This is a genomic window from Micromonospora thermarum (genome assembly GCF_012034245.1).
GTDB classification, from domain to species: Bacteria; Actinomycetota; Actinomycetes; order Mycobacteriales; family Micromonosporaceae; genus Micromonospora; species Micromonospora thermarum.
This window is the reverse complement of sequence record NZ_JAATEO010000089.1, coordinates 1-1,312: the sequence shown is the minus strand read 5'-3', so window position 1 is coordinate 1,312 and position 1,312 is coordinate 1. Positions and strand designations below refer to the sequence as shown.

Here is a 1,312-nt window from a genome sequence, read left to right as displayed (position 1 = left end):
CTCGCCGTGCCGGCGTTCCGCCGGCTGCTGGCGGTTCGGCTGGGTGGGCAGTTCACCGACGGGGTGTTCCAGGCCGCCCTGGCCGGCAGTGTGTTGTTCAACCCGGACCGGCAAGCTACGCCGACGGCGATCGCGTTCGCCGCGGCGGTGCTGGTGCTGCCGTATTCACTGGTGGGTCCGTTCGCGGGTGTGCTGCTGGACCGGTGGAGCCGCCGGACCGTGATCGTCTGGAGCAACCTGATCCGGGCGGGTCTCGTGCTACCGCTCGCCGCGTTGATCTTCTTCGGGTCGGAAGGGCCGCTGTTCCTCGTTTCGACGCTGCTGGTGATCGGGCTGGGCAGGCTGCTGTTGTCGGGGCTGTCGGCGGCGACGCCGCATGTCGTGTCCGACGAGCGGCTGGTGACCGCGAACGCGGTCGCCGGTACGGCGGGGTCGGTGGCGTACTCGCTCGGACTGGGCTGCGCTCTGCTGCTACTCCAGACCGTCTTCCCGGCCGGGGATACCGGCTACGCCGCCATCGCCCTGCTCGCACCGGTCGGCTACCTGATTTCCGCTGCGCTGGCCCGTTTCTCCTTCGCCCGGCTCGAGTTGGGCCCCGACCAGGTCTTGCCGCACCGGCCGGGAGTCGGCGGAGAGGCGGCGGCGGTGGTCCTCGGCATGGCCGCCGGCGTGCGGCACCTGGGACGGGCGCGGGGTGCTGCGTACGCGATGGCGGCCCAGGCGGGGTTCCGGGTGCTGTTCGGGGCGTTGGCCCTGGCGATGCTGCTGCTCTACCGCAACCGGTTCGCCGGTGACGATCTCGACGGCGCGCCGACGCAGTTGGGGTTCGTCTTTGCCGCCGGGGCGGCCGGTGTGCTGCTGGCGGCTGCGGTGACCCCGCCCGTGGCCCGCCGGATCGGCGGGTGGCGGTGGGTGACCGGGCTGCTCGCGGCGGTCGCGGTAGCGCTGCCGGTGTTCGGGCTGCCGTTCGACCCGCTGCTGCTGGTGATGGTCGTCGGCGTCGTCAACGTCGCCGGGCACGGCATCAAGATCGTGGTGGACACGATGGTGCAGCACGAGTGCGCCGACGCGTTCCGCGGGCGGGTGTTCGCGGTCAACGACACGACGTTCAACCTCGCCTACGTGCTCGGCATGGTGGGCGTGGCCAGGTTCTTGCCCGACGACGGGCGCTCACCGGTGCTGCTCGGTGTCGCCGCAGCCGGCTACGCGTGCCTCGCGATCGGATACGCGGTCGCCGCCGGCCGGTGGGCGAGCGACGCCGGAGACGACATCGCTTTGTCGAAGACGGTGGTGCCGGCCGCCGAGCGGTAGC

The 1,312-nt window shown here is 72.0% G+C and carries 1 protein-coding gene; it reads left to right on the top strand.

Features of this window, described 5'->3' with window-relative positions; all coding sequences use genetic code 11:
- Window positions 1-1,311 (top strand): MFS transporter (locus HCJ94_RS29315; RefSeq protein ID WP_168004235.1); only part of this gene is annotated, 1,311 nt, incomplete at its 5' end.
- Window position 1,312: the final 1 nt, after the last annotated feature.